Here is a 23,299-nt window from a genome sequence, read left to right on the forward strand (position 1 = left end):
CAACCGCCGCATCAGCCACAGGGGCCGGGATCATGTGGGATTTCTTCAAGACTGTCCGCCATCGCCACTCCATCCGTCGCTACCAGGCAGACATGCCGGTGGAAGCCGAGAAGCTTCACGCCATCCTCGAAACGGCCGTCGCGGCCCCTTCCGCCGGAGACCTTCAGGCATACCGCATCACGGCCGTGCAGGATCAGGCCTTGCGTGATGCCCTGTGCCGGGCCGCCCACGATCAGGCGTTCATCGCCGAAGCGCCCGTGGCCCTCGTGTTCTGCGCCGAAGGCGAGCGCTCAGCCCGCAAGTACGGAGATCGCGGCCGCAACCTGTACGCCCTTCAGGACGCCACCATCGCGGCGGCATACGCACAGCTGGCGGTCGTGGCCGCGGGGCTGGGCTCCACCTGGGTGGGTTTTTTCGATGAAGAGGAAGTGCGCCGCGTGCTCGGACTTCCCGGTGACCGGCGCCCCATCGCGCTCCTGTGCGTGGGCTATCCTGCCGAGCTTCCGGAGGTAACACCCCGGCGCCGGCTGGATGAACTGGTGTCCTACAGGTAAGTCGGAAGTGCGAATTGGGAAGTGGGAAGTCAGGTCAACGTCGACTTCGCACTTCCCAATTCCAACTTCTCACTTCGTCAAAGCGCTTCGCTCCCCTCTTCCCCCGTACGGATCCGTACCGCCCGATCCACGGGGGTGACGAAGATCTTGCCGTCACCGATCTTGCCGGTGCGGGCCGCCTTGACGATGGCATCGACGCAGATCTCCACACGATCGTCGTCCACCACCACCTCCAGCTTCGCCTTGGGGATGAAATCCACCACGTACTCGGCACCCCGGTAGAGCTCCGTGTGGCCCTTCTGCCGGCCGAAGCCCTTCACCTCGGTGGCGGTGAGGCCCGTGACGCCGATCTCCATGAGCGCTTCGCGTACGTCCTCCAGCTTGAAGGGCTTGATGATCGCCTCGATCTTTTTCATGCGGTCTCTCTCCGAAGTAAATGCCGAAACCCGACCTGGCCGGTGAACTGGAATTCTTCAAGAATGCGTTTTGAGCCACAGAGGGCACAGAGGTCACAGAGAAAGAATCAGGGAACGTAATACGGGCTCGTTTCAAACGCCCCGAGGTTGGACTTCCAAGCCTTCAAACCTCTGTGACCTCTGTGCCCTCTGTGGCTGAAAAATGTTCCACTCCTGCTAGCTTAGCAATCTTCCGTACCCCGATGTAATGGGGAAGCGCCGATCCTTGCCGAATGCGCGCCGTGTCACACGCACGCCGGGCGGCGCCTGCCGGCGTTTGTATTCGTTGCGCAGCACCATGAGGGCCACACGCCGCACGGTCTCTTCCTCGAACCCGGCGCGCACGATCTCCTCCACCGACTGATCCTGCTCCACGAAGCGCTCCAGGATGGGGTCCAGGATCTCGTAGGGCGGCAGGCTGTCCACGTCTCGCTGCCCGGGCGCCAGTTCCGCCGACGGCGGCCGCTCGATGACCCGCGCGGGGATCGCCGGGGAGACGCCGTTGCGGTATTCCGCCAGGCGGTAGACCCAGAGCTTCGCCACGTCCTTGAGCGGCGCGAAGCCGCCGGCCATATCCCCGTAGAGGGTGCTGTAGCCCACCGCCATCTCGCTCTTGTTGCCGGTCGTGAGCAGCATGCGGCCGGTCTTGTTGGAGATGGCCATGAGGATAATGCCCCGGCATCGCGCCTGGATGTTCTCCTCGGTGGTATCGGCCGGCAGACCCTCGAACTCGCCGGCGAGCGACGACAGGAAGGACTCCACCATGGGGCCGATGGGAATCTCCCGGTAACGCACCCCGAGGGTGCCGGCCTGGGCGCGCGCGTCCTCCACACTGATGGACCCGGTATAGCGGTAGGGCATCATCACCGCCTCCACCTGGTCCGCACCCAGGGCGTCCACGGCGATGCACAGGGTCAGCGCGGAATCGATGCCGCCGGAAAGCCCCAGAACCACCCCGTGAAAGCCGTTCTTGCGCACATAGTCGCGCACCCCCATGACCAGGGCCTCGTAGAGTTCCTCCGCCTCCCCGTGCTCCGGGGCCAGGTCGCCCGGCAGCGGTTCCAGGGGCGCGTCCTGCCCGGGTATCGCCACCCGCGCCAGGGAGAGGGACTCCCGCCACGCGGGCAAGCGCTGACAGATCTGTCCGTCGCGCCCGACCACCAGGGACTGCCCGTCGAAGACCAGCTCGTCCTGGCTGCCGACCGTGTTGAGATACACCACCGCCAGTCCGCACTCCCGGACCCGGGCCTGCAGGGCCTGCAGGCGCTCGTCGTGCTTGCCCCGATGATAGGGCGAGGCGTTGATGTTGAGGATGAGCGAAGCACCCGCGTCGCGGGCCCGGGCGACGGGCTCGGGCTGCCAGATGTCCTCACACACGGTGAGGGCCACGGGCATGCCGCGCACGCGGATCACGCACGCATCGTGACCCGGAACGAAGTAGCGCCTTTCGTCGAATACGCTGTAGTTGGGCAGCACCTGCTTGTCGTAGCGGGCGGCCACCAGACCGTCGCGCAGGAGCAGGGCACTGTTGTGCAGACCACGCCCGTCGCCCATTGGCGCACCGAGGATCACGTCGATCCCCCTGACTTGCGGCGCAAGTGCATGCAGCGCGCGTTGGGTGCGCGCGTGGAGACTGGCGCGCAGCAGCAGATCCTCCGGCGGATAACCGGTGATGGCCAGTTCGGGGAACAGCACCAGATCGGCGCCGAGTTCGTCACGTGCCTTCAGCGCCCAGTCCCGGATACGCTCCGCGTTGCCCTCCACGTCTCCCACCAGGGTGTCCACCTGGGCCAGGGCGATCTTGAGGGTAGCGTTCATGGGGAAGGGCTGTTCAAGGTTCAAGGGGGGAGACGCATACTGTAACGGCAGTCGTGACATCAAGATCGATACCTTGAACTTTGAACTTTGAACCTTGAACTTTGAACTCACCGTTTCAAAGCAGCGACCTCATGCGTTCGCCCATGTCGGCCGGCGAACGCACCACGGAGACGCCGGCGGCCTCCAGCGCGGCGAACTTCTGTTCCGCCGTACCCTGGCCGCCGGAGATGATGGCGCCGGCGTGTCCCATGCGCCTGCCCGGCGGCGCGGTGACGCCGGCGATATAGGCGACCACCGGCTTGCTCACGTGCGCCTGGATGAAGGCTGCGGCCTCCTCCTCCGCCGTGCCGCCGATCTCGCCCACGAGAATCACGCCCTCGGTCTGGTCGTCGGACTGGAACAGTTCCAGGCAATCCACGAAGTTCATGCCCTGTATGGGGTCACCACCGATGCCCACGCAGGTGCTCTGGCCCAGGCCCGCGTCGGTGGTCTGCTTGACTGCCTCGTAGGTGAGCGTACCGGAGCGCGACACGATGCCGATACGCCCGGGCTTGTGGATGTGGCCGGGCATGATGCCGATCTTGCAGCCGCCGGGGGTGATGACACCGGGGCAGTTGGGGCCGATGAGCCGCGCAGGGCTGTCGGCGAGCGCCGCCTTGACCCGGAGCATGTCCAGCACGGGGATGCCCTCCGTGATGCATACGATCACGCGGATCCCCGCATCGGCCGCTTCGAGGATGGCGTCGGCGGCGAAGGCAGCCGGCACATAGATCATGGTGGCATCGGCGCCGGTGGCGGCGACAGCGTCATGCACGGTGTCGAACACCGGCAGGTCCAGGTGGGTCTGCCCGCCCTTGCCCGGGGTGACGCCCCCCACCATGCGCGTGCCGTAGGCGATCGCCTGCTCGGAATGGAAGGTGCCCTGCTTCCCGGTGAAGCCCTGGCAGATTACTTTCGTTTTGCTGTCGATGAGAATGGGCATGAGAGGCGCTTCGCTTGGATTCAAAGTTCAAAGTTCAAAGTTCAAAGTTCAAAGTTCAAAGTTCAAGGTGCGTCTACCCGATCCGGCTTGGTGTGTCGAAACTTGTAACCCTTGTACTGACTTTGCTGCAGATACCTGATGAAACCCGCCAGCAAACGACTGAGTGCGAGGCAATCAGATCTCAGCCTCGCCGCACACTGTTTATCGAGCAGGGCCGAATCTTCAGCCACGTAAACCTGTGAGCGCAGCTCCCCGACCGACCCCTTTGCGATAGAGAGAAAGTTGACCAACTCTCGATTCCCACCACGCTCATAGCCTTCGGCGATGTTCGACATCACTGAAACCGCTGCACGACGCATCTGGCCGCACAGCGCAGGATCTGAAACAAGCGCGTCACTACGCGTCAATCTGTATATCGCGGCCGTCAGTTCCCTTGACCGCTTCCAGACTTGAAGATCCTCGAATCGCGTCCCGGACACTCCCTGTCCTCCCGTCAATGCTTGAACCCTGAACTTTGAACTTTGAACTTTGAACTCTATCTCACTGCCGCCACAGCCTTGCGGGCGCCGTCGGTGAGTGACTCGGCGGGCGTGATATCGAGACCGCTGTCCGCCAGCATGCTGCGCCCCTGCTCCACGTTGGTGCCCTCCAGACGGACCACCACGGGGACATTCACGTGCACTTCCCTTACCGCGTTGATGATGCCCTCGGCGATCAGGTCGCAGCGCACGATGCCGCCGAAGATGTTCACGAATATCGCCTTTACCGAGTCGTCGGAGAGGATCAGCTTGAAGGCCTCGGTCACACGGGCGGCCGTCGTGCCGCCGCCCACGTCCAGGAAGTTGGCGGGCTCGCCCCCGTGCAGCTTGATCAGATCCATGGTGGCCATGGCCAGGCCCGCGCCGTTGACCATGCAGCCGATACTGCCGTCGAGGCGCACATAGTTGAGCTCATGCTCCCGGGCCCGCGCCTCGCGCTCGTCCTCCTGGGTGGCGTCGCGCATCTCCGCGAGCTTCGGGCGGCGATACAGCGCGTTGTCGTCCAGGTTGACCTTGCCGTCCAGGGCCACCAGCTCGCCGTCACCCGTGACCACCAGGGGGTTGATCTCCACCAGGCTGGCATCGGCGTCCATGAACAGGGCGTAGAGGCGCGCCAGCAGCTTCACCAGTGCCGAAACCTGCGCCCCTTCGAGACCCAGGGCAAAGGCGACACGCCGCCCCTGGTAGGGCATGAAACCGGCGGCGGGATCCACATGCAGGGTAATGATCTTCTCCGGCGTCTCGGCGGCCACCGTCTCGATGTCCATCCCGCCGGCGGCGGAGGCCATGATGGCGACCCGGCGCCGGGCCCGGTCCACCAGCAGGCTGAGATACAGTTCACGGGAGATGCCGGTCAGGGATTCCACCAGCACATGGTTCACGGGCAGGCCTTCGGCGCCGGTCTGGTGGGTGACCAAGCGGCTGCCCAGCAGGTCCTCCACGGCGTCGCGCAGGGCCTTGACGCCCTCCACCCGGCGCACGCCGCCGGCCTTGCCGCGGCCTCCCGCATGTACCTGGGCCTTGACCACCCAGGCATCACCGCCCAGGGCTTCGACCGCCGCATCCACGCCGGAGGCCCGGTCCATGGCCACCCCTTCGGGCACCGGGATGCCATGTTCGCGAAACAGGGCCTTGGCCTGAAACTCGTGCAGGTTCATGAAGGGAAAGATACCCCCGTGCACTGCAGTGCACAAGGACGGCCTTGCGGCCGCAGCCCGGACGATACCGTAGTGCCGCTTGCCGGCGCCCCATGCCGGGTACAGGCCCGATTCGGCCCGGGGCCGGGCCTCCTGCACATCACCACCCCGTAGGAGCGGCGACCCCGCCGCGAACCGGCCTTACCCGGGGTGCCGCCTCCATTCGGCCCGGGGTCGGGCCTCCTACGCAACACCACCCCGTAGGAGCGGCGACCCCGCCGCGAACAAACCATGCCAAGGGCCCACCCCCTTTCGGCCCGGGGTCGGGCCTCCTGCACACCACCACCCCGTAGGAGCGGCGACCCCGCCGCGAACAAACCATGCCAAGGGCCCACCCCCTTTCGGCCCGGGGTCGGGCCTCCTACAGCCAGATCGCATCCCAATGGGGGTAATCCCGTGCACTTTGGACCAATCCGGCACGGACCGGATTGGCAACCACATAACGCGCAAGTCCTACCAGATCCTCTTCATGGCGAACGGCGTGGTCGTAAAACCCAGCTTGCCAGATGCAACCATTCAGGCGCCGCGCGGATATGGACTTGACCCGACCCACGACCCGCTGGAGCGCGTCCGAGCCATGGAGCTGCATCAGCCAATGCAGGTGATCCGGCATCACGACGAAGGCGAGCGTAAGCGCCTTTTCGCGGATCTGCTCCTCCCGGAGGATCTTGATGAGCATTCGAGCAGCGCAGAAATCCAAAAAGATCGGTTTACGATCCAACGTGACCGTAGTGATCAGGTACGCCCGGCCCGACTCCGAACAGCGCCCAATGCGCAGGTTTCGCCCCTGAAATCTTGACATGAATGCACCCCCTTTCCTTGGGAAGGAAGAAATGAACTCACCCCGTAGGAGCGGCGGCCCCGCCGCGAACCGGCCTTACCCGGGGTGCCGCCTCCATTCGGCCCGGGGTCGGGCCTCCTACGCAACACCACCCCGTAGGAGCGGCGACCCCGCCGCGAACCGGCCTTGGCCAATCCCGGTGAGACAGGCCAGACAGGCCATCAGACGCATTTTCTTGTATCTTGTCTCTGAATTCCTGTATCTGACGCCCTCATGCGCATCCTCTTCCTCATCGCCGCCGTCGTGCTGGTCTTCCTGATCGTCCGGACGCTGGTTCGCAAACCCCTGGGCCATTCCCGGCCCGAGAAGCGCCCGTTGCCCTCGGGCAACATGGTGCGCTGCGACTACTGCGGCCTCCATGTACCGGACGAAGAGGCCCTGTTGTCCGACGGGCGCCGTTACTGCAGCCAGGAACATCGCGAGCTCGATCGGCTTCCCCGCCGGGACGACTGAGCCCCACGGCCCGTGCCCGCCCTGCCCACCTCACGGCCCGAACTCAACTGGCGATCGCTCCGCGTCTTTTCCTTCTACCGCCTGTTCATCGCCGGGTTGCTGCTGGCGGTGGAATGGCTGGGTACCGGCCCGATCGTCCTGGGCCAGGCATTGCCGGAGGTGTTTCTGGCGGCGGCGGGGATCTACGTGATCGCCGCCCTGCTGCTGGGCTTCTGCGGGCGCCTGCGCCGGCCCGCCTTCGAGACTCAGGTGGGCCTTCAGGCGGCGGTGGACATCCCGCTCATCACGGCCCTCTCCTACGCCAGCGGCGGCATCGCCAGCGGGCTCGGCATGCTCATGATCCCGGCCATTGCCGGCCTGAGCCTGCAGATGCCCGGCCGCTGGGGCCTCCTGTTTGCGGCCCTGGCGGCCCTCTCCCTGCTGGGCGCGCAGATCCAGGGCATCGTTATCGGAGTCTTCGATGACGGGGCCTTTACCCAGACGGGTCTGCTGGGCGCCGGACTGTTCGCCACCGCCCTGCTGGCCATGGGGCTCTCCTGGCGGGCCCGGGAAAGCGAGGCCCTGGCCATACGCCACAGCATCGATCTGGCCAACATGGCCGAACTCAACGCCCATATCATCGACCGCATGCAGGCGGGGGTCATCGTGGTCAACGACGAGGGCCACATCCACCTGATCAACGAGGCCGCCTGGAGCCTGGTGGGCAACCCGGACCCGGAGAACCCCAGCAGCCTCGCCAATCTCTCCCCCCGGCTGTTCGCGGCCCTGCAGGAATGGCTCAGGGAACCGGGCAACGGGACGCCGGTCACCCTGCCGGGCAACAGCCAGGGTCCGGAACTCCGGGTCCGGTTCACGCGCCTGGGCGTGGACCGGGCCGTGGGCACGCTGCTGTTCGTGGAGGACACGGCAGAACTCCGGCGCCAGATGCAATCCGCCAAGATGGCCTCCGTGGGCCGGCTCACCGCCAGCATCACCCACGAGATCCGCAACCCGCTCGGCGCCATCAGCCATGCCGCGCAGTTGCTGGCCGAGTCCGAGTCCCTGGCGCCGCCGGACCGGCGTCTGAGCGGGATCATCCAGACTCAGAGCCAGCGCATGAACGCCGTGATCCAGAGCGTGCTGAGCCTGTCCCGCAAGGAGGAGCCCCGCCGCGAGGAGATCCGGCTGCTGCCCTGGACCACGGCCTTCGCCCGGGAGTTTCAGGGCCACCGGAACCTGGAGATGGACCAGGTCGCCATACGCATCACCCCGGCGGACACCCGCGTGTACTTCGATCCCGATCACCTGCACCAGATCCTGTGGAATCTGTGTGACAACGCCCTCACCTATGGCAAGGCGCCCGACGGACGCGCCCGGATCGAGTTGCGTGGCGGCGCCCATCCCGCGGGCGGCCATGCCAGCCTCGATGTGCTGGACAGCGGTCCCGGCGTGGATCCAGGCATTGCCGGGCAGTTGTTCGAGCCTTTTGTCACCTCCAGCAGCAGCGGCACCGGACTCGGCTTGTATATCTCCAGGGAGTTGTGCGAAAACAACGGGGGCAGCCTGGAGTATCTGCCCCTGCCGAGCGGCGGAAGCTGCTTCCGGATCCTGTTCCCGGTACCCGAAGCATGAGCATTCAGCACGTACTGATCGTCGACGACGAACCGGATATCCGCGAACTGCTGGAGATCACGCTCGGGCGCATGGACCTGTCCACGTGCGCGGCCGGGACCGTGGCGGAAGCCCGTACGCTCCTGGAGGGCCGCCACTTCGACCTGTGCCTCACCGACATGCGCCTGCCTGACGGCAGCGGCATCGAACTGGTCGAGTACATCCAGCAACGCCGCCCCCAACTCCCCGTGGCGATGATCACCGCCTACGGCAGCATGGACACCGCCATCGCCGCCCTCAAGGCCGGGGCCTTCGATTTCGTCTCGAAACCGGTGGACCTGAAGATGCTGCGGGACCTGATCAACAGCGCCCTGTCGCTCGCGCGGTCACGGCCCCCGACGGACGGAGACGCCCCGGACAGCAGACTGCTGGGCGAGGCGCCCCCCATGCGCCAGCTCAAGGAGACCGTCCGCAAGCTGGCCCGCAGCCAGGCCCCCGTGTGCATCCTGGGGGAATCCGGCAGCGGCAAGGAGCGGGTCGCCCGGGAGATTCACCGCCTCGGCCCCCGGGCGGAGCGTCCGTTCGTGCCGGTCAACTGCGGCGCCGTGCCCACCGAACTCATGGAGAGCGAGTTCTTTGGTCACCTCAAGGGTGCCTTCACCGGCGCCGCCGGTGACAAGGAAGGGCTCTTTCAGGCTGCCCAGGGGGGCACCCTGTTTCTGGACGAGGTGGGGGAACTGCCCCTGCATATGCAGGTCAAGCTGCTGAGGTCCATCCAGGAACGGGCCGTGCGGCCTGTGGGCGGCAACCGCGAGACCCCCGTGGACGTGCGCATCCTCTCCGCCACCCACCGGGACCTGGCCGCCCTGGTGGCCGAGGGGCAGTTCCGGCAGGACCTGTACTACCGGCTCAACGTGATCGAACTTCGGGTCCCTTCCCTGCGCGAGCGCCTGGAGGACCTGCCCCTGCTGGCCGGGCATATTCTGTCCCGTATCGCCCGGGACTGGGAATCCACCGGCTTCCGGCTCGCGTCCGACGCCCTGGAACTGCTTCGCGCCCACACGTACCCCGGCAACATCCGCGAACTGGAGAACATCCTCGAGCGCGCCGCCACCCTGTGCGAGGGAAACACCATCCGCGCCGCCGATCTGCAGATGCCCGAGTCGCATGATGACCTGCAACCACTCCGCACCGATGCGCCCGGGCAGGGCCTCGAGGACCTGCTGGAGGACCGCGAGCGCCGCGCCATCCTCAAGGCTCTCGCGCAGACCGGCGGTAATCGCACCGCCGCCGCCCGCCTGCTGGGCATCAGCTTCCGGCAGATGCGCTACCGGTTGAAGAAGCTCGGCATCGAGTAAGGGGGAGAGGCGGGAGGCGAAAGGCGAGAGGCGCAAGACGCAAGACGCAAGACAAGATTGATGAGCCACAGAGGACACAGAGGTCACAGAGGGTCAAAGAGAAATCAGGCAAACGCTGTTTGTCTATCCGCATCCCCGCCGTAGCCACCGGACGGCGCATACGGCCTTCTCGCTCTTAACTCTGTGCCCTCTGTGTCCTCTGTGGCCAACACGCCTTTCCGACCCGAAGCTTCGCCGCGCATGGCACAACGCAGGCGCCCTGCGACCCACGGTTCCGAATCCCCCCGAAATCTGCCGCCCCTTGTCACCCGGAGTGACAAGATTGGTCACCCCGTTCCGCGCATTCAATGGTAGGTGTACCGTTCGTCCCCCCATACCATCCGGCTATCCCGAATCAGGGACCTGGCACGTTGTCTGCATTACTGACGTCCGAGAGTACTCACGATTCCACCGCGGACAACCGCTGCATCCTAAGGAGCTTCACCATGCAGAACATGAAGAGAACGGCACAGCAGGGCTTCACCCTCATCGAACTGATGATCGTGGTGGCCATCATCGGCATCCTGGCGGCCATCGCGCTGCCGGCCTACCAAAACTACACGGCCCGGGCCCAGGCGTCGGAAGCGCTCAGCTCCACCGCGGGCCTCCGCGCCGACATCGCCGTCTACGTATCCGAGAACAATGGCGCTCTCAACGTTGAGACCGATCCGGCCATTGTGGCCGTAGCGGGTGGCCTGAATGGCAAGTACATCTCAAATGGCAACGTCGATGTTCTTGCAGGCGGCGTGATCTCTGTGCCCTTTGACGCGGGCGTGCTGGACACCCAGACCATGACCCTCACGCCGACCATTGAGGCCGGCACCAGCCAGATCAGCACATGGACCTGTGCGGGCCTCGCAAACCAGGCCCATATCCCCTCCGGCTGCCAGTAACTGGCTGTAGCAATAGAGGCAACCTCAGGGATACTCCGGGTTCCGTCGCCGCCTCACAAACAGAGTGAGCGGGACACGACGGATCCCGCCTTACAGGGCCGCAACCGCGGCCCTGTTCTTTATTAGGCCATGGAGAGACGCCAGGATGCTTGCCCCAGGGCAAGCCCCCTCGCCGCTCAACTTACTCCTGACGGCAACCGGACACCCGATCGGCAGGAGTGCTCGTCACCCTGCACCAACCCATGACTCCGGGCAACAGGAGGTCCGTGCTATTCTCCCAAGCACATGTCGAGACAGGCCGCACAAAGCCGGACCATTTGCATTGACTTCACAGATGCTTCCGCTAACATGCTGTCCAGATAGGTATTTTATAAACCTACGCACAGGGAATCCATGTCGACACCCGCAGCTTCCATTCCGCTGAGCGGCCTTGCGCGCCGCCTGGTGCAGGACGGCCTGCTCAGCGAGGCCGACGCCGGCAACGCGTTGGCGCAGGCCCAGAAGAAGCGCGTCCCCCTGGTCGCCCACCTGGTGGATCAGAAGCTCGTGGAACCCCGGCGCGTCGCCCAGGCGGCCGCCGAGGAGTTCGGCAGCCCCGTGTTCGACCTGGACGTATTCGACCGGGAACTCCTGCCCAAGAAGCTGGTGGACGAGAAGCTGGTGCGCAAGCACCACGCGCTGCCGCTGTTCAAGCGGGGCAACCGCCTGTTCGTCGCCCTGTCCGACCCCATGAACCTCAATGCCCTGGACGAGATCAAGTTCAACACGGGCATTGCCACCGAGCCGGTGCTGGTGGAGCAGGACAAGCTCGCCAAGCTCATCGAGGACAGCCTCAACGATTCCACCTCCGTGATGGACGGGCTGTCGGACAGTGACCTGGACAACCTGGAGGTGGTGGCGGGGGATGAGGACAAGGGGCCTGACCTCAGCGAAAGCGACGTGGACGACACCCCGGTGGTGCGTTTCGTCAACAAGGTGCTGCTGGATGCGATCAACCGCAAGGCCTCGGACATTCACTTCGAGCCGTACGAAAAGGAGTTCCGAGTACGCCTGCGCATGGATGGGGTGCTCCACGAGGTGGCCCACCCCCCGGTGAGCCTGTCGCCCCGGATCATCGCCCGCATCAAGGTGATGTCGCGCATGGACATCTCGGAGCGCCGCATCCCCCAGGACGGGCGCATCAAGATGCAGATCTCCAGGAACCGGGCCATCGATTTCCGTGTCAGCACCTGCCCGACGCTCTATGGCGAGAAGGTGGTGCTGCGAATCCTCGACCCGACCAGCGCTTCCCTCGGAATCGACGTGCTGGGCTATGAGGAGGATCAGAAGCAGCTTTATCTGAACGCCCTGGCAAAGCCCTACGGCATGATCCTGGTCACGGGGCCCACGGGTTCCGGAAAGACGGTCTCACTCTATACGGGCATAGGCATACTGAACACGGCGGACCGCAATATATCGACTGCGGAGGATCCGGCGGAGATCAATATGCCGGGGATCAACCAGGTCAACGTCAATCCCAAGGTGGGGCTGACATTTGCATCCGCCCTGCGCGCCTTTCTTCGTCAGGACCCGGACGTGATCATGGTCGGCGAGATCCGGGATCTGGAAACCGCCGAGATCGCCATCAAGGCGGCCCAGACCGGACACCTGGTGCTTTCCACCCTGCATACCAATGACGCGCCCCAGACCCTGACCCGGTTGGCAAACATGGGTGTACCCCCCTACAACATCGCTTCTTCCATCCTGCTGATCATCGCCCAGCGTCTGGCCAGGAGGCTGTGCACCCAATGCAGGGCGGTGGATGACGTACCCAGGGATGTATTGATCCAGGAAGGATTCACGGAAGAGGAAGTCGACGGGGGGATGAAGATCTACAAGGCCGTGGGCTGCGACCAGTGCACCAACGGCTACAAGGGACGCGTGGGGGTCTACCAGGTGCTGCCCATCACCGAAACCATGCAGCGCCTGATCCTGGAAGGGGGCAACTCGATGCAGATGGCCGAGCAGGCCGAAGCCGAGGGTGTCGCGGACCTTCGGCGCTCCGGGCTGCTCAAGGTCAAGGCGGGCATGACCAGCCTTGAAGAGATCAACCGGGTAACCAAGGACTGAACCAATGGCCCAGGTGCAGAATACCAGCTTTGTATGGGAAGGCCTCGACAAGAAGGGGAGCAAGGTCAAGGGGGAGACCATGGCCGCCAGTGAAGTGCTGGCACGGGCCGAGCTCCGTCGTCAGGGCATCAACCCGCTCAAGATGCGCAAGAAGCCGAAACCCCTGTTCGGCGGCAAGAAGAAGATCATACCCAAGGATATCGCCGTTTTCCTGCGCCAGATGGCCACCATGATGGAGGCCGGCGTGCCTCTGGTGCAGGCATTCGACATCGTCGGCCGGGGCCACGAGAACCCCTCCATGCAGGAACTCATCATGGCCATGAAGGCCGACGTGGAGGGTGGAACGACATTCTCGGCGGCACTGGGCAAGTACCCTAAGTACTTCGACGACCTGGTGGTCAACCTGGTCAACGCGGGCGAGCAGGCCGGCGCGCTGGAGACACTGCTGGACAAGATCGCCGTCTACAAGGAGAAGACGGAAAGTCTCAAGGGCAAGATCAAGAAGGCCCTGTTCTATCCCGCGGCCGTGCTGGTCGTGGCGTTTATTGTCACGTCCATCCTGCTCATCTTCGTGGTGCCCCAGTTCCAGGATCTGTTCGACGGTTTCGGCGCGGACCTGCCCGTCTTCACCCTCTTCGTCATCGGCATCTCGCGCTTCTTCCAGGCCTACTGGTGGGTGATCTTCGGCGGGATCATCGCCGCCGTTTTCGGGTTTCGCCAAATGCACCGGCGCTCACCGGCGTTTCGCCGCCGTCTGGATCTGCTGTCCCTCAAGATCCCGGTGATCGGCGAGGTGCTGCGCAAGGCGTCCATCGCGCGCTTCGCCCGCACCCTGTCCACGATGTTCGCCGCCGGCGTGCCCCTGGTGGAAGCCATGGACTCCGTGGCCGGAGCAACGGGCAATGCGCTCTACCAGGAAGGCACGTTGAGGATTCGTGACGAAACCGCCTCCGGCACGCAACTGCAGCAGGCCATGCGCAACACCGGATTGTTCCCCAACATGGTGGTGCAGATGGTTACCATCGGCGAGGAATCGGGCGCCCTGGACGACATGCTGGATAAAGTGGCCGACTTCTACGAGGAGGAAGTGGACAACATGGTGGACAGCCTGTCCAGCCTCCTCGAGCCCATGATCATGGCCTTTCTCGGCATCGTGGTGGGCGGTCTGGTCGTGGCCATGTATCTGCCCATCTTCCAGCTCGGAGCGGTGGTTTGAAAGGCGATTCAAGATTCAAAGTTCAAAGTTCAAAATTCAAGGACAGGGGGCCGGGTTGATCGTTCACCGGCCCCTCTGAGTCGGGGAACCCATGATTGAACTGCTGCAAGCCAGCATGCCCGTGCTGCTGATCCTGACCGGGCTATTCAGTCTGCTGGTGGGCAGTTTTCTCAACGTGGTCATTCACCGGCTGCCGCTCATGATGGAAAGGCAATGGCGGCAGGAGGCCACCGAGATGCTGAGCGCCGAAGGCCATACGCTTCCGCCTGTCGAGGACAGCGGCCCCTACAACCTGTGGGCCCCGCGTTCCGCCTGCCCGGATTGCGGCCACCGCATCACCGCGCTGGAGAACATTCCCCTGCTGAGTTACCTGTTGCTGCGCGGCCAGTGCAGCGACTGCGGCGCGCGTATACCGCTGCGCTATCCGATGGTGGAGGCGGCCACGGCGCTGCTCTCCATCCTCGTCGTATGGCATTTCGGATTCACCTGGCAGGCGGGCGCGGCACTCCTTCTCACCTGGGCCCTGCTGGCGCTTTCCGTCATCGACCTGCGCACCACCCTGCTGCCCGATGCCATCACGCTTCCCGTGCTGTGGCTCGGACTGATCCTGAACCTGGGCGGCATGTTCACGGATACCACCAGCAGTCTCATCGGTGCCGTCGCCGGATATCTCAGTCTCTGGCTTTTGTATCACGGCTTCCGGTTGCTCACGGGCAAGGAAGGCATGGGATTCGGCGACTTCAAGCTCTTTGCGCTGATCGGTGCCTGGCTGGGGTGGCAGATTCTGCCGCTGGTGATTCTGCTCTCGTCACTGGTGGGGGCGGTGGTGGGCATCACCCTGATCGTTGTATACGGGCGCGACCGCGCGCAACCGATCCCCTTCGGACCCTACCTGGCTGCGGCCGGCTTCATCGCCCTGCTCTGGGGCGACGCGATCATGTATCTATACCTGGGGTGAGGGGGGCTCGAGAAATTCAAAGTTCAAAGTTCAAGGTTCAAAGTTTAAAAGGTGGGCTCGGCGGGTTCGAACCGGCACAGTGGAACCGGCCACCAAAGCACTTCCCTTGAACCTTGAACCTTGAACCTTGAACCTTGAACCTTGAACGTTGAACCTTGAACCTTGAACCTTGAACGTTGAACTTTGAACCTCGACTTCCTCATGTTGCGCATCGGACTGACCGGCGGCATCGGCAGCGGCAAGAGCCTCGTCTGCGATCTGTTCGCGAGACGGGGGGTACCCGTGATCGACAGCGATGCGATCGCGCGGGAGATTGTCACCCCGGGCAGCGAGATTGCGGAGGCCGTGATTCGCGAATTCGGGGAGACATACCGGGATGTCACGACGGGTGGTCTGGACAGAAAGGCCCTTCGTCGGCTAGTTTTCGGGAACATCCGGGCACGTCACAGACTGGAGGCTATACTGCACCCTAGAATCAGGCTGGAATTGAGCCGGCGCCAGATCGGCCTGGACGCACCCTACTGCATCCTGAGCATCCCCTTACTGATCGAGTCAGGCTTCGGGGATCTGGTCGACCGTATCCTCGTGGTCGACTGTCCGGAATCCCTGCAGGTGCAACGGGTCATGTCCCGGGACGGGGTCACACAGGAGGAGGCTCAGGCCATCCTCGCCAGCCAGGCCTCCCGCGAGCAGCGTCTGGCTCAGGCGGACGATGTCATTGATAACACCGGCCCTCCGGGGGACCTGGAAGACAAGGTGGAAAGGCTGCACCGGCAGTACCTGGTATGGGGAAGAACGACCCACAGGAAGGACCCCGCTCCGGACCTGCCGGAATCATGATGAGGAGGTTGTCGACATGTTTGTGAATTTTGCACTCAAGGTAGAGAATAACGAATATGTCCTCCATGAATCCCCCACGGCTTCCTCGGTGAGCGACACCATCACCTACGAACAACCCCTGCTGGAGCGCATGCGCCTGTTCATGCGTATCGAGGAGCTGATGCATCGCTTCCGATTCTCTCTTGAAGGCAAGAGTGGATGGGAGACCCATTGCGCGCTCACCACGCTGATCGAGGTCCTCGATCTGACCAACCGGGTGGATCTGAAGCGGGAACTGATGAAGGAACTGGAACGCCAGATCGCCAACCTGAGTCATCTGATATCGGAACCCTCTGTCGACCAGGATCGCCTCAACCGCATCATCAACCAGCAACGTGAACTGATCGAGGAAATTCACACGATCAATGGCCAGCTGGATCAGCATATCAAGGCCAACGATCTGTTCGGCAGCATTCGTCAGCGCAACGCCATACCCGGAGGCACCTGCGACTTCGATCTGCCCGCATACCACTTCTGGCTGGCGCGTCCCGCCAGTGAGCGGCGCGAGCTTCTGCACAGTTGTTCCCGGCCCTTCCAGGAGATCAACGAAGCAGTAAGTCTGGTGCTCAAGCTCATCCGCAACAGCGCCGAGCCGCGTACCACCGTGGCGCCCCAGGGATTCTACGAGCAAGCGCTGGACAGTTCCGTTCCCTGGCAGATGATCCGCATCACCCTGCCATCCGACACGCCCTGTTATCCGGAGATCAGCGCCGGACGCCAGCGGTTCTCGGTGCGCTTCCTGAAACCGGGCGACATGACCCAGCGCGCGAGACAGTGCGAACAGGACATCACCTTCCAGCTCGCCTGCTGCGCGCTCTGACAAGGGACATTACCGGGGCCGGCGGTCACGCCGATACCCGGGGAATTCCGAACCCGCATACCTGCCCCGAAATACCGCCCGCGCAATCCGGATGTGCGGCTCTCGGCATCGTCGCCGCTCACGAACCAACCTCGCATGAACCCTCCCGGCGATCCTGCCCGGGCCAAACCCTGTTCGCCCGGGGGACCGGGCTCCTGCAGGGGGGATCAGGGTACGCGTAGGAGCCCGGTCCTCCGGGCGAATCTGCCGTTGCCGACGAATGCTTTCGATTCGAGACGTCAAAGAACCGGGATTCATGGGTGCCCCATCAGCCGGTCACAGACCCCTTCACTTCCCTCTCCCAGAAGGCCCGAATCCCGGCGACTCCCTGACCTCCACAGGTCCGGGCCCGTTCCACGTCGCCGGGACCAACTCCACCCAGCGCATAGACGGGCATGGTGGCGGCCTCGGCCAGGGCGGCGAATCCTTCCCATTCCAACACCCTGGCTCCGGGGTGGGACACTGTGGGCAATACCGGTGAGACGACAGCGAAGTCCACGCCGGCATCATTGGCCAGATCCATCTCGCGCCGATCGTGCACCGAGGCGGATACCATGAGGCCATCACGCCGCGCGTCCGCGCGCCATCGGGTGAGCCGCTGGCTGTTAAGGTGCACACCGTCCGCAGCGACGGCCCGCGCCATGTCCGGGTCGGCATTGAGCATGACGCGCACATCCAGGGACCGGGCCAGGGGCATTACCCGCTCGGCCAGTCGTGCCAGGCGATCCGGACTCAGGGAAGGCGCTCTCAACTGCATCAGATGAATGCCGCCTCGTTCCAGCCGATCCTCGAGTCTCCGGAGAAAACCCGGTTCATCGTTGGACGGATCCGGCGTGATCAGACAGCAGTCGGGCAACTGCAGGGCGGCAACGATGGCGTGATTCGCCGCGGGGAAGTCGTAGTTGGACAAGGCGGGCGCGGATACCCAGCGCAGGGACTGTCCCTCGCATCCGCGGGGTTCGCCCGCGAAGGCGTCCACAACACTGACGCGCAGGCAAACGCGCTTGTCGCCGTAGTCGTGATTGATATTGATGAGCGGCTGAAAACTCTGGACGCGTATGTCCAGTTCTTCCCGGAGTTCCCGGTACAGGGCGTGCTCCAGCTCCTCCCCCGGCTCGAACTTCCCGCCCGGAAACTCCCATAGGCCGCCCTGATGCACGTGATCCGGGCGGCGCGCGATGAGGTATTCGCCGCGTGCATTTCGAATGGCAGCGACCGCCACCGGAACCGGTGTCAGGTCGGGCGACATGGATGACGAGCAGACAGCGGCATCGCTGCCCCCGGCACGGTCATGACCGGTACTCCGCGTTGATCCGCACATAGTCAAAGGAGAGATCACAGGTGTGGATCCGTGCCTCGGCCGATCCCCGCGCCAGATGGATACGGATCGGGATCTCCGCCTCGCCCATGACCCGCTGCCCCGCCTCTTCCGAATAGTCCGGGGCGCGCCCGCCCTTCTCGACTATCAGGACGTCACCGAGCTCGATGCGCACCCGTGAAACGTCCAGGTCCGCTACACCGGCGCGGCCCACGGCGGCCAGGATACGTCCCCAGTTGGGGTCCGAGGCGAACAATGCGGTCTTCACCAAAGGTGAATGGGCCACCGCATCGGCCACCTGCCTCGCCTCCCGCGGAGTCGCGGCGCCGGTGACATGCAGCGTGATGAACTTGGTCGCGCCCTCTCCGTCGCGCACGATGGCCTGTGCCAGGTGATCGCAGACAGCCTGCAACGCAGTCATGAATCGGCGACGATCATCGGCATTGACCAGTCGGATGCCGCTGGCGCCGGTAGCCGCCAGCACACAGGCATCGTTGGTGGAGGTGTCACCGTCGACGGTGATGCAATTGAAGCTGCGTTCGACCGCGCCCTCCAGCATCGCCTGCAACTCGGCGGTGGGGACGGATACGTCGCTGGCGAGAAAAGAGAGCATGGTGGCCATGTCCGGATGGATCATGCCCGAGCCCTTGGCGATGCCGGTGAGCGTGACCGTCCCGCCCAAAAGCGTGATACGGCGGCTGATGCCCTTGCCCACGATGTCGGTGGTCATGATGGCGCGCATCGCCTCGATCCACGTGTCCGCCGAAAGCCGCGCGGCAAGTCCCGGGATTGCCTCCCGGATGCGCGGAACGGGCAGGGGCTCCCCAATCACACCGGTGGAGAAAGGCAGCACCTGCTCCGGCCGGCAGCCCATCACCTCCGCCACATGGGCGCAGCTCGCCTGCGCATCCCTGAGCCCGCGTTCCCCGGTGCCTGCATTGGCGTTTCCGGCGTTGATCAACAGACAGCGCGCACCCCCTGCCGCCAGATGCTCCCGGGCCACGACCACCGGCGCAGCACAGAAGGCATTACGCGTAAACACCGCCGCCAGGCTGGAACCGGCCGCCAGTTCCATGAGCACCAGGTCATCGCGTTCCCGGTAACGAATCCCCGCCGCCACGGTACCCAGGCGCACGCCGGGCACGGCAAGCAGTTCAGCAGGTTCGGTCAGATGGACGGGCATGAGGGCGCTGGAAGGTCAAGGTTCAAAAGTTCAAAGTTCAAAGTTCAAAGTTCAAAGTTCAAGGGACAAGGGACAAGGGACAAGGGACAAGGGACAAGGGACAAGAAGAGACGCCAATCGTGTCCAGTTTGTCGCGACAGTACTGAACCCCGCCGAGATCCTTCACTTTGAACTTTGAACTTTGAACTTTGAACCTTGAACTCACAGTTTCCCATGACAGTGCTTGAACTTCTTGCCGGAGCCGCACCAGCAGGGCTCGTTGCGGCCCAGCTTGGGGCCCTCACGGCGAAACGGCTGTGCCTCGCCGCCGCCCTGGCCTTCCGCGCCCTCCTTGTGCAGCGCGCTCTCGGGCTGGGAGTGCTGGAAGCGCATCCCGCCGACCCCGGCCCGCTGCTGGCGTTCCAGTGTCTCCGCGTCTTCCGGGGAGCGAACCTGCACCCGCAGCAACAGGGCGGTAACGTCATGCTTGATGCGCTGTAGCAGCGCCTCGAACATCTCGAAGGCCTCGCGCTTGTACTCCTGCTTCGGATTGCGTTGCGCGTAGCCGCGCAGCCCGATGCCCTGGCGCAGATAATCCATGGCCGCCAGATGTTCCTTCCAGTGGTTGTCCAGCACCTGCAGCATCACATCCTTCTCGATGCGGCGCATGGTCTCGGCACCCACCTTCTCCTCCTTCTCCCGGTAGGATTCGGCGAGGCGCTCCTGGATACGCTCGCGCAGGGTCTCCTCGTGGAGATCGTCCTCACGCTCCAGCCAGCCGGCAATATCCATCCGTGCGCCGAACTCCTGTTCCAGGGCATGGGTCAGACCGGGCACGTCCCACTGCTCCTCGATACTGCCTTCGGGGATGTACTGGGAAATCACGCCATCCACCACATCCCGGCGTACCGCCTCGACGGTTTCGTAGATATCCTCTGAATCGAGCAGTTCACGACGCTGCTCGTAGACCACCTTGCGCTGATCATTGGCCACGTCATCGTATTCGAGCAGGTTCTTACGAATGTCGAAGTTGTGAGCCTCCACCTTGCGCTGGGCATTCTCGATGGCCTTGGTCACCCAGGCATTCTCGATGGCCTCGCCTTCCTGCATGCCCAGCTTCTGCATCAGTCCCTTGACGCGGTCCGAGGCGAAGATGCGCATCAGATTGTCTTCCAGGGACAGGAAGAACCGGCTGGAACCCGGGTCACCCTGGCGCCCGGCGCGCCCGCGCAGCTGGTTGTCGATGCGCCTCGACTCGTGGCGCTCGGAACCGATGATGTGCAGCCCCCCGGCCGCCAGTACGGCGTCGTGGCGCTTTTTCCATTCATCCTTGACCTGCTCCTCCTCCTTGGCCTTCAGGTCGTCACCGAGGGACTCAAGCTCGGCCTCCAGGCTTCCGCCCAGCACGATGTCGGTACCGCGGCCTGCCATGTTGGTGGCCAGTGTCACCGACCCGGGACGTCCCGCCTGGGCCACCACATGGGCCTCGCGCTCATGCTGCTTCGCGTTGAGCACCTCGTGGGGGATCTTTTCCTTCTTCAGAAGGCCCGACAGGAACTCCGAGGTTTCCACGGAGGCCGTGCCCACCAGCACCGGCTGCTGGCGCTCCCGGCAGAAGCGGATCTCCTTGATGATGGCGTCGAACTTCTCTTTCTCGGTCAGATAGACCAGATCCTGCATGTCGTCCCGGACCATGGGCCGGTTGGTGGGGATCACCACCACCTCCAGACCATAGATCTGCTGGAACTCAAAGGCCTCGGTGTCGGCGGTGCCGGTCATGCCGGAAAGCTTGTCATACAGGCGGAAATAGTTCTGAAAGGTGATGGAGGCAAGCGTCTGGTTCTCACTCTGGATCGGCACCCCTTCCTTGGCCTCGATGGCCTGATGCAGTCCTTCGGACCAGCGCCGGCCCGCCATGATGCGCCCGGTGAACTCGTCAATGATCAGCACCTGGTTGTCGCGAACCAGATAATCCACGTCCTTCTGGAACAGGACCCGGGCGCGCAGCGCCGCATTCAGATGATGCAGCAGCGCGATGCTGCCCGCATCGTACAGGCCCTGGTTCTCGTCCAGCATCCCCGCCTGGCGCATGAGCTGTTCGGCCTTCTCCTGGCCGTCCTCGGTGAGGAACACCTGCTTGAGTTTCTCGTCGACGCTGTAGTCCCCGGGCCCCTCCTCTTCCTCCTGGGGTTCGAGCTTGGGCACGATGCGGTTCATGGCCTCGTAGAGGTCCGCATTGTCCCCGGCCGGTCCGGAGATGATCAGCGGCGTGCGCGCCTCGTCGATCAGGATGGAATCCACCTCGTCCACGATGGCGAAGTTCAGTTCGCGCTGGACACGGTCCTGCAGCCGAAAGGCCATGTTGTCGCGCAGGTAGTCGAACCCGAATTCGTTGTTGGTCCCGTAGGTGATATCGGCGCCATACGCCTCGCGCCGGGTAACCGGACGCAGGTGCGTATAGCCGCCCTCGCCCCCCGGGTAATCCGGGTCATAGACAAAGGAGGCCGAATCGGGGCCGCCTCCACCGGTGGAATTGATCACACCCACGGTGAGCCCGAGCCCGTGATAGACGCGCCCCATCCACGCCGCGTCGCGCCGGGCCAGGTAATCGTTGACCGTAACCACGTGCACACCCGTACCGGGCAACGCATTGAGATAGGCCGCAAGGGTTGCCACCAGGGTCTTGCCCTCACCGGTGCGCATCTCCGCGATGCGCCCGCTGTGCAGCACCATGCCACCCACCAGCTGCACGTCGAAATGGCGCATGCCCATGAACCGGCGACCGGCCTCGCGTACTGCCGCAAACGCCTCCGGCAGCACATCATCCAGGCTGCTGCCGCCCGCCACCTGCTCACGCAACGCGTCGGTACGTGCGCGCAGGGCAGCATCGTCCAGCGCGGACAGATCGGGCTCCAGCTCGTTGATCCGTGCCACGGTCCTGCCAAAGCGTTTGATCAGCCGTTCGTTGCGACTGCCGAAGATTTTCCTGACAAAACTGGTAACCATGGGTTCGGGAGGTTCTTCCAGAGTAGTGGGACTGACCCGAATAGGGCGCCATAAGAGGCGCCTATAATACCCCATGGAGGGGGAATCGGTCAGCGCGTGGCGCACCGCAGGCCCTCAAACGGCCCGTCCGGCACGGGGTCAGCGGGAAGCCTTGATGAAACGCGAAGGATTGATGTGCCGGCCGTTCTCCAACACTTCAAAATGAACGTGGGGGCCGGTGGCGCGGCCGGTCTGCCCCAGCAGCGCGATCACCTGGCCCTTGCGCACCGTATCCCCTTCCTGGACCTTGAGGTCCTTGTTGTGCGCATACCGGGTGACGAAACCGTTGCCGTGATCAATCTCCACCAGCTTGCCGTACACATTGCGGTCCCCGGCCCAGGTGACGATTCCCCCGCCCACGGCCACCACGTCGCTGCCGGGCCGGCCGGCGAAATCGATCCCCCGGTGATACACCCGGCGCCCGGTGAACGGGTCATTGCGCATGCCGTAACTGGAGGAGATCCAGCCCTGGGTGATGGGGCGCCCTTCCGGGGTCACCTCCTCCTGAAGCTGTCTGGAGATCATCAGCCGGTCCAGCAGCCGCAATTGCGATTCCTGCTCCGCCATGATCCCGTCCAGGGCATCCAGCTGGGCCATCAGGTCCGGTGCATGGCCGATGCCGATCTCCGCCTCGGGACCGCCGATACCCGGCATCGCGGCGAAATCGAACTCGCCGTCGTCCAGACCGGCCAACCGCACGAGCCGCTCCCCCAGGGCGTCCAGACGGGTGGCCCGGACCTGCAACTCGGCGAGACGTATGGTGAGCGCGTCGATATTGGCCTGGGCGTTGTCCCGGGCAGATTGCAGGCCTTCCCGCTGGGCCTGCAGCCGGTCTTCCCAGGAGGAAACGAAGGCGGCATCCCCATGGCGCACCCCGGCGGCAAAACCGGCCACCACCAGTGCGCCCAGCAGAAACGCCACGCCCGCGCCGGCCACGAGCCAATGGTACCAGCGGCAACAGTTCAGGTTGTGGCGGCGGGCGCCATTGTGGCTGAGCAGGATGATGTTCATCTTGACCCGGTGCTAAGATGGCGG

General features: G+C 64.1%; 20 protein-coding genes. 10 read left to right on the forward strand and 10 right to left on the reverse strand.

Annotated elements, in window-relative coordinates; translation table 11 throughout:
* Nucleotides 1–32: 32 nt before the first annotated feature.
* Nucleotides 33–554 (forward strand): nitroreductase family protein, encoded by a 522-nt coding sequence (locus tag THITHI_RS0106960; RefSeq protein WP_018232358.1) that lies wholly within the window; start codon nt 33–35, stop codon nt 552–554.
* 77 nt (nt 555–631) lie between these two features.
* Here the strand turns inward: THITHI_RS0106960 and THITHI_RS0106965 are convergent, their stop codons facing one another.
* The 6 genes from THITHI_RS0106965 to THITHI_RS0106990 form a co-directional block, all read right to left on the reverse strand.
* On the reverse strand, nt 632–970 hold the full coding sequence (locus THITHI_RS0106965; RefSeq protein WP_018232359.1) for a P-II family nitrogen regulator: 339 nt from the start codon (nt 968–970) through the stop codon (nt 632–634).
* 216 nt (nt 971–1,186) lie between these two features.
* The gene (locus THITHI_RS0106970; RefSeq protein WP_018232360.1) at nt 1,187–2,827 is read right to left on the reverse strand and encodes an NAD+ synthase; all 1,641 of its coding nucleotides are present in this window, start codon (nt 2,825–2,827) and stop codon (nt 1,187–1,189) included.
* A gap of 115 nt (nt 2,828–2,942) precedes the next feature.
* Nucleotides 2,943–3,809 (reverse strand): succinate--CoA ligase subunit alpha, encoded by an 867-nt coding sequence (gene sucD, locus THITHI_RS0106975; protein WP_018232361.1) that lies wholly within the window; start codon nt 3,807–3,809, stop codon nt 2,943–2,945.
* Nucleotides 3,810–3,871: 62 nt separating this feature from the next.
* Nucleotides 3,872–4,288, reverse strand: a complete 417-nt coding sequence (locus THITHI_RS0106980) for a four helix bundle protein (protein WP_018232362.1) — start codon at nt 4,286–4,288, stop codon at nt 3,872–3,874.
* Nucleotides 4,289–4,344: 56 nt separating this feature from the next.
* Nucleotides 4,345–5,505, reverse strand: coding sequence for an ADP-forming succinate--CoA ligase subunit beta (sucC, locus tag THITHI_RS0106985; RefSeq protein WP_026186130.1), 1,161 nt, complete (start codon nt 5,503–5,505; stop codon nt 4,345–4,347).
* Between the two features lie 400 nt (nt 5,506–5,905).
* Complete coding sequence (locus tag THITHI_RS0106990; RefSeq protein ID WP_026186131.1) at nt 5,906–6,346, reverse strand: REP-associated tyrosine transposase; 441 nt, start codon at nt 6,344–6,346, stop codon at nt 5,906–5,908.
* Nucleotides 6,347–6,598: 252 nt separating this feature from the next.
* On the opposite strand from THITHI_RS0106990, the gene THITHI_RS0106995 reads away from it, so the two are divergent.
* The 9 genes from THITHI_RS0106995 (at nt 6,599) to zapD (ending at nt 16,700) form a co-directional block, all read left to right on the forward strand.
* On the forward strand, nt 6,599–6,838 hold the full coding sequence (locus THITHI_RS0106995) for a PP0621 family protein (protein ID WP_018232365.1): 240 nt from the start codon (nt 6,599–6,601) through the stop codon (nt 6,836–6,838).
* Between the two features lie 12 nt (nt 6,839–6,850).
* Entirely contained in the window at nt 6,851–8,449 is a 1,599-nt protein-coding gene (locus THITHI_RS0107000; RefSeq protein ID WP_018232366.1) for a sensor histidine kinase, read from the forward strand.
* Nucleotides 8,446–9,786, forward strand: a complete 1,341-nt coding sequence (locus THITHI_RS0107005) for a sigma-54-dependent transcriptional regulator (RefSeq protein WP_018232367.1) — start codon at nt 8,446–8,448, stop codon at nt 9,784–9,786. The genes THITHI_RS0107000 and THITHI_RS0107005 overlap by 4 nt, the downstream gene beginning before the upstream one ends.
* A 485-nt stretch (nt 9,787–10,271) precedes the next feature.
* Nucleotides 10,272–10,718, forward strand: coding sequence for a pilin (locus THITHI_RS0107010; RefSeq protein ID WP_018232368.1), 447 nt, complete (start codon nt 10,272–10,274; stop codon nt 10,716–10,718).
* Nucleotides 10,719–11,111: 393 nt separating this feature from the next.
* Nucleotides 11,112–12,827, forward strand: a complete 1,716-nt coding sequence (gene pilB / locus THITHI_RS0107015) for a type IV-A pilus assembly ATPase PilB (protein ID WP_018232369.1) — start codon at nt 11,112–11,114, stop codon at nt 12,825–12,827.
* A 4-nt stretch (nt 12,828–12,831) separates the two neighbouring features.
* A complete protein-coding gene (locus tag THITHI_RS0107020) occupies nt 12,832–14,043 on the forward strand; it encodes a type II secretion system F family protein (RefSeq protein WP_018232370.1) in 1,212 nt (403 codons plus the stop codon).
* Nucleotides 14,044–14,134: 91 nt separating this feature from the next.
* A complete protein-coding gene (locus THITHI_RS0107025; RefSeq protein WP_018232371.1) occupies nt 14,135–15,001 on the forward strand; it encodes a prepilin peptidase in 867 nt (288 codons plus the stop codon).
* A 201-nt stretch (nt 15,002–15,202) separates the two neighbouring features.
* Nucleotides 15,203–15,841: a dephospho-CoA kinase gene (coaE, locus tag THITHI_RS0107030; RefSeq protein ID WP_033337112.1), complete on the forward strand. Its 639-nt coding sequence runs from the start codon at nt 15,203–15,205 to the stop codon at nt 15,839–15,841.
* 16 nt (nt 15,842–15,857) lie between these two features.
* Nucleotides 15,858–16,700, forward strand: a complete 843-nt coding sequence (zapD, locus tag THITHI_RS0107035) for a cell division protein ZapD (protein ID WP_018232373.1) — start codon at nt 15,858–15,860, stop codon at nt 16,698–16,700.
* Nucleotides 16,701–17,007: 307 nt separating this feature from the next.
* Here zapD and THITHI_RS0107040 read toward each other — a convergent pair whose 3' ends face one another.
* The 4 genes from THITHI_RS0107040 to THITHI_RS0107055 all read right to left on the reverse strand — a co-directional run bounded on the left by THITHI_RS0107040 (nt 17,008) and on the right by THITHI_RS0107055 (nt 23,275).
* Complete coding sequence (locus tag THITHI_RS0107040; RefSeq protein ID WP_018232374.1) at nt 17,008–17,988, reverse strand: Nudix family hydrolase; 981 nt, start codon at nt 17,986–17,988, stop codon at nt 17,008–17,010.
* Between the two features lie 40 nt (nt 17,989–18,028).
* Nucleotides 18,029–19,240, reverse strand: a complete 1,212-nt coding sequence (argJ, locus tag THITHI_RS0107045) for a bifunctional glutamate N-acetyltransferase/amino-acid acetyltransferase ArgJ (protein ID WP_018232375.1) — start codon at nt 19,238–19,240, stop codon at nt 18,029–18,031.
* Nucleotides 19,241–19,441: 201 nt separating this feature from the next.
* Nucleotides 19,442–22,225, reverse strand: a complete 2,784-nt coding sequence (secA, locus tag THITHI_RS0107050) for a preprotein translocase subunit SecA (RefSeq protein WP_018232376.1) — start codon at nt 22,223–22,225, stop codon at nt 19,442–19,444.
* Between the two features lie 138 nt (nt 22,226–22,363).
* Nucleotides 22,364–23,275: a M23 family metallopeptidase gene (locus THITHI_RS0107055; protein WP_018232377.1), complete on the reverse strand. Its 912-nt coding sequence runs from the start codon at nt 23,273–23,275 to the stop codon at nt 22,364–22,366.
* Nucleotides 23,276–23,299 lie beyond the last annotated feature (24 nt).

It is taken from the genome of Thioalkalivibrio thiocyanodenitrificans ARhD 1 (assembly GCF_000378965.1).
Taxonomy (GTDB): Bacteria; Pseudomonadota; Gammaproteobacteria; order Ectothiorhodospirales; family Ectothiorhodospiraceae; genus Thioalkalivibrio_A; species Thioalkalivibrio_A thiocyanodenitrificans.

What these genes read in the sequence shown, in the direction of transcription:
- THITHI_RS0106960 (WP_018232358.1), top strand. Translation starts at nt 33, where the DNA reads ATGTGGGATTTCTTCAAGACTGTCCGCCATCGCCACTCCATCCGTCGC.
- THITHI_RS0106965 (WP_018232359.1), bottom strand. Translation starts at nt 970, where the DNA reads ATGAAAAAGATCGAGGCGATCATCAAGCCCTTCAAGCTGGAGGACGTA.
- THITHI_RS0106970 (WP_018232360.1), bottom strand. Translation starts at nt 2,827, where the DNA reads ATGAACGCTACCCTCAAGATCGCCCTGGCCCAGGTGGACACCCTGGTG.
- sucD (WP_018232361.1), bottom strand. Translation starts at nt 3,809, where the DNA reads ATGCCCATTCTCATCGACAGCAAAACGAAAGTAATCTGCCAGGGCTTC.
- sucC (WP_026186130.1), bottom strand. Translation starts at nt 5,505, where the DNA reads ATGAACCTGCACGAGTTTCAGGCCAAGGCCCTGTTTCGCGAACATGGC.
- THITHI_RS0106990 (WP_026186131.1), bottom strand. Translation starts at nt 6,346, where the DNA reads ATGTCAAGATTTCAGGGGCGAAACCTGCGCATTGGGCGCTGTTCGGAG.
- THITHI_RS0106995 (WP_018232365.1), top strand. Translation starts at nt 6,599, where the DNA reads ATGCGCATCCTCTTCCTCATCGCCGCCGTCGTGCTGGTCTTCCTGATC.
- THITHI_RS0107005 (WP_018232367.1), top strand. Translation starts at nt 8,446, where the DNA reads ATGAGCATTCAGCACGTACTGATCGTCGACGACGAACCGGATATCCGC.
- THITHI_RS0107010 (WP_018232368.1), top strand. Translation starts at nt 10,272, where the DNA reads ATGCAGAACATGAAGAGAACGGCACAGCAGGGCTTCACCCTCATCGAA.
- pilB (WP_018232369.1), top strand. Translation starts at nt 11,112, where the DNA reads ATGTCGACACCCGCAGCTTCCATTCCGCTGAGCGGCCTTGCGCGCCGC.
- THITHI_RS0107020 (WP_018232370.1), top strand. Translation starts at nt 12,832, where the DNA reads ATGGCCCAGGTGCAGAATACCAGCTTTGTATGGGAAGGCCTCGACAAG.
- THITHI_RS0107025 (WP_018232371.1), top strand. Translation starts at nt 14,135, where the DNA reads ATGATTGAACTGCTGCAAGCCAGCATGCCCGTGCTGCTGATCCTGACC.
- coaE (WP_033337112.1), top strand. Translation starts at nt 15,203, where the DNA reads ATGTTGCGCATCGGACTGACCGGCGGCATCGGCAGCGGCAAGAGCCTC.
- zapD (WP_018232373.1), top strand. Translation starts at nt 15,858, where the DNA reads ATGTTTGTGAATTTTGCACTCAAGGTAGAGAATAACGAATATGTCCTC.
- THITHI_RS0107040 (WP_018232374.1), bottom strand. Translation starts at nt 17,988, where the DNA reads ATGTCGCCCGACCTGACACCGGTTCCGGTGGCGGTCGCTGCCATTCGA.
- argJ (WP_018232375.1), bottom strand. Translation starts at nt 19,240, where the DNA reads ATGCCCGTCCATCTGACCGAACCTGCTGAACTGCTTGCCGTGCCCGGC.
- secA (WP_018232376.1), bottom strand. Translation starts at nt 22,225, where the DNA reads ATGGTTACCAGTTTTGTCAGGAAAATCTTCGGCAGTCGCAACGAACGG.
- THITHI_RS0107055 (WP_018232377.1), bottom strand. Translation starts at nt 23,275, where the DNA reads ATGAACATCATCCTGCTCAGCCACAATGGCGCCCGCCGCCACAACCTG.